This is a genomic window from Allobosea sp. CER48 (assembly GCF_044752385.1).
In the GTDB taxonomy this organism is placed as follows: Bacteria; Pseudomonadota; Alphaproteobacteria; order Rhizobiales; family Beijerinckiaceae; genus Allobosea.
Genome location: NZ_JBIWYK010000284.1, coordinates 1 through 4,173 on the forward strand (window position 1 = coordinate 1; position 4,173 = coordinate 4,173).

Annotated in this window: 2 protein-coding genes; both read left to right on the forward strand. The window is 65.6% G+C overall.

What is annotated here, in order from left to right:
• The first annotated feature begins 19 nt into the window (after window positions 1–19).
• Window positions 20–2,485 (forward strand): glycogen/starch/alpha-glucan phosphorylase, encoded by a 2,466-nt coding sequence (locus tag ACIPIA_RS11340; protein ID WP_400509535.1) that lies wholly within the window; start codon window positions 20–22, stop codon window positions 2,483–2,485.
• A 49-nt stretch (window positions 2,486–2,534) separates the two neighbouring features.
• Window positions 2,535–4,173, forward strand: a 1,639-nt coding sequence (gene glgX / locus ACIPIA_RS11345) for a glycogen debranching protein GlgX (protein WP_400509533.1), incomplete at its 3' end; no start/stop codon positions are given.

A 4,173-nucleotide genomic window follows, 5' to 3' on the forward strand; every position in this document is an offset into this window, starting at 1 on the left:
CCAAATCGGGGCCATTGTTTTGCCGACCGCCTCTCATGACGCCGCCATTCACTATGAACCCGACGAGCAGGTCGAGCGCATCAAGGCGGAGGTGATACGCAAGCTCTCCTACTCGCTCGGAAAGGACCCGGCTGTCGCGCAGGCGCATGACTGGCTGACGGCGGCGATTCTTGCCGCGCGGGACCACGTTATCGACGTCTGGCAGAAATCGACCCGCGAGAGCTATGCGACCGGCAGGAAGCGGGTCTACTACCTCTCACTGGAATTCCTGATCGGCCGCTCGCTCGCCGACACGCTGAACAATCTCTGCCTGACCGGAGCTATGGCCCAGGCTCTGCGTGAACTTGGCGTCGACCTCGCCGATATCGAGAACCTCGAACCGGACGCTGCCCTCGGCAATGGCGGCCTCGGCCGGCTCGCCGCCTGCTACATGGAGGCCATGGCCTCGACCGGCGTTCCGGCGCTTGGCTACGGCATCCGCTACGATCACGGGCTGTTCAAGCAGCGCATCGATGGCGGCCGCCAGATCGAAGTGCCCGAGGATTGGCTGTCCTTTCGCAATCCATGGGAATTCGAGCGGCGCGAAAGCGCCTACAAGATCGGTTTCGGCGGAACCGTGACCGCCACCGAAAAGCCCGGGCAGGTGTTCTGGGCCCCGCAGGAAACGATCTTCGCCGTCGCCTACGATACGCCCGTCGTCGGCTGGCAGGGACGTGACGCCAATACCTTGCGACTGTGGCGTGCGCGGGCGATGCACCCGCTGTCGCTCGATGCCTTCAACCAGGGCGACCTGGTCGGCGCCGTGGCCGAGCGCAACCGTGCGGAAGCGATCTCGAAGGTGCTTTACCCGAATGACTCGACCCCGGTCGGGCAGGAATTGCGCCTGCGTCAGGAGTTCTTCTTCACCTCCGCCTCGCTGCAGGATCTCATCCGGCGGCACCATCGCCAGTTCGGGGGGCTCGACAACCTTGCCGGGAAGGCGTCGATCCAGCTCAACGATACGCATCCGTCGCTTGCGGTCGCGGAGCTCATGCGCCTGCTGATCGACGAGCACGAGATTGAATGGGAGCGGGCCTGGGAGATCACGACGGCGACGATCTCCTACACCAACCACACGCTGCTGCCGGAAGCGCTGGAGACCTGGCCGGTCGCCCTGATGGAGCGGCTCCTGCCGCGCCATATGCAGATCATCTTCGGCATCAACGCCCGCTTTCTCGACGCCATCCGCCGCGATGCCCCCGATTCCGACCTCTCCGCCCTCTCCCTCATCGACGAATTTCATGGGCGGCGGGTGCGGATGGCCCATCTTGCCTTCGTCGGCTCGCATAAGGTCAACGGCGTCTCGGCCCTGCATTCGAACCTGATGAAGGAAACGGTGTTCGCACCGCTGCACCGGGTCTTTCCGGATCGGATCACCAACGTCACCAATGGTATCACGCCACGCCGCTGGCTGCTCAACGCCAATCCGGGACTGACAAGCCTCCTCAAGGAAACGTGCGGGGAGAGCGTCGCCGACGATATCGGGCTGATCCGCCGGTTCGCACAGCATGCCGATGATCCGGCCATCCATGACCGGCTGGCAGCAATCCGGCGCGAGAACAAGCTTAAGCTCGCCGGCATCATCCGCCAGGATTGCGGCATCACCGTCGACCCCGCCGCGCTGTTCGACGTCCAGATCAAGCGGATCCACGAATACAAGCGCCAGCTGCTCAACATTCTGGAGACGATTGCGCTGTACGACGCCATCCGCTCCGAGCCCTATCGGGACTGGGCGCCGCGGGTGAAGATCTTCGCCGGCAAGGCCGCCTCGAACTACGCCACCGCCAAATCGATCATCAACCTGATCAACGACGTCGCAGCGGTGGTGAACAACGACATCACGACACGCGACCGGCTCAAGGTGGTCTTCCTGCCGAACTACAATGTCAGCCTCGCCGAGACCATCATCCCGGCTGCGGATTTGTCGGAGCAGATCTCGACGGCGGGCATGGAGGCGTCCGGCACCGGCAATATGAAATTCGCGCTGAACGGCGCCATCACCATCGGGACGCTCGACGGCGCCAATATCGAGATCGGCGAGCGGGTCGGCGCGGACAATATCGCCATCTTCGGCATGACGGCGGAAGAGGTCGAAGCGGCGAGACGCGATCCCCGGCCGAGTGCCGACATCATCCATTCCTCTGCCCATCTGGAGGGTGTTCTGGATGCCGTGGCCGGTGGGGCCTATTCGCCGCGCGACCGCGACCGCTATCTTGGCCTCGTCGAAGGACTGCTCGCCAATGACTGGTTCATGGTGCTCAACGATTTCGAGAGCTATCGCCTGCAGCAACGGCGTGTGGACAGCCTCTGGATGGACCAGGCACGGTGGTGGCGCATGTCGGTGAACAATACGGCGCATTGCGCCTGGTTCAGCGCCGACCGCGCCATCCGCGAATACGCGCAGCGCATCTGGAGCCTGCCGGTCTCGACATCGGGACAAGGCTGATACCTTGGCGCAGCCGTTGAGGATCAGGCCCTGCCCGCGGCCGGCAGGCATGGGCCCGTCCATTGTGGAAGGTGGCGTCTGCCTCGCCGTCTTCTCGCGTCACGGCAGCCGCGTCCTTGCCAGCATTTTCGACGAGGCCGGCGAGGCCGAACTGACATCGCTGCCTCTTCCCTGCCGCCACGGCGACATCCACTACGGCCTTCTGGAGGGTGCCGGCGCGGGGCTGCGTTACGGCTTGCGTGTCGAGGGGCCCTGGCAACCTGAACGCGGCCATCGGTTCGACCCGACGAAGCTGCTCGTCGACCCCTATGCGACGCTGATCGACCGTCCGTTCCGCTGGGATCCGGAGCTGGCCCGACATAGCGCTGAAACAGCAGCGCTGGTGCCACGCGGCATTGTCCAGCCCGTGCCTATTGCTGGCGAAGCGCATGCTGTCGCATCCCCGCCCGGTTTCATTTATGAACTCGCCGTCCGGTCGTTCAGCATGCGCCACCCGGGCGTCCCCCAGACACTGCGCGGAACGCTCGCTGCCCTGCGCGAGCCCCCCGTCATTGCCCATCTGCAGGCGTTGGGCGTCAGCCATGTCGAGCTGATGCCGGTCGCGGCCTGGATGGACGAACGCCACCTGCCGCCGCTCGGGCTCGCCAATGCCTGGGGCTACAACCCCGTCAATTTCTTCGCGCTCGATCCGCGGCTCGCGCCCGGTGGGCAGGCCGATCTCGCCGCGCTCTGCGCCGCCTACGCCAGGGCCGGCATCGGCGTGATCCTCGACATCGTTCTGAATCACACCGCCGAAAGCGACGAGTTCGGTGCCACGATCAGCCTGCGTGGCCTCGACAACGCCGTCTATTATCGCCATGCCGCCGACGATCCCGCCCGTCTCGTCAACGACACCGGCTGCGGCCACACGCTCGCGCTCGACCGCGCCCCCGTCCTGCGCCTGGCGATGGATGCCTTGCGATACTGGCTTCGTCTCGGCGTCGCCGGTTTCCGCTTCGATCTCGGCACGGTGTTGGGGCGCACGGAGACCGGCTTCACGCCCGACGCGCCGCTCTTCGGCGCCATCCTGCAGGATCCGGAGCTTGCCCGCGCCATCCTGATTGCCGAGCCCTGGGATATCGGCCCCGGTGGCTATCGTCTCGGCGAATTCCCCGCTCCCTTCGCCGAATGGAACGGCCGCTACCGCGACGACGTCCGCCGCTTCTGGCGCGGCGATCCCGGCATGGCCGGCGCACTGGCGACGCGGTTGGCAGGCTCCTCCGACCTCTTCGCCGGCAACCACCGCAGTCCGCGCGCCGGCATCAATTTCATCGCCGCCCATGACGGCTTCACGCTTCGCGATCTCGTCTCCTACGAGCGCAAGCACAACGAGGCGAATGGCGAGGAGAACCGGGACGGCGAGAGTGACAACCACGGCTGGAACGGCGGCGCAGAGGGCGCGACCCGCGATCATGGCATCGAAGCTGCGCGCGATCGCGACATCCGCGCCCTGCTGGCAACGCTTTTGTTGTCGCGCGGCATCCCGATGCTGACGGCCGGCGACGAATTCGGGCGGACCCAGCTCGGCAACAACAACGCCTATGCACAGGACAACCCGACCTCCTGGCTGGACTGGGAGCGCGCCGACGACGAACGCATAGCCTTCGTCGCGTCGCTTGCAGCGCTGCGTCGCCGCCACCCGTTTCTGG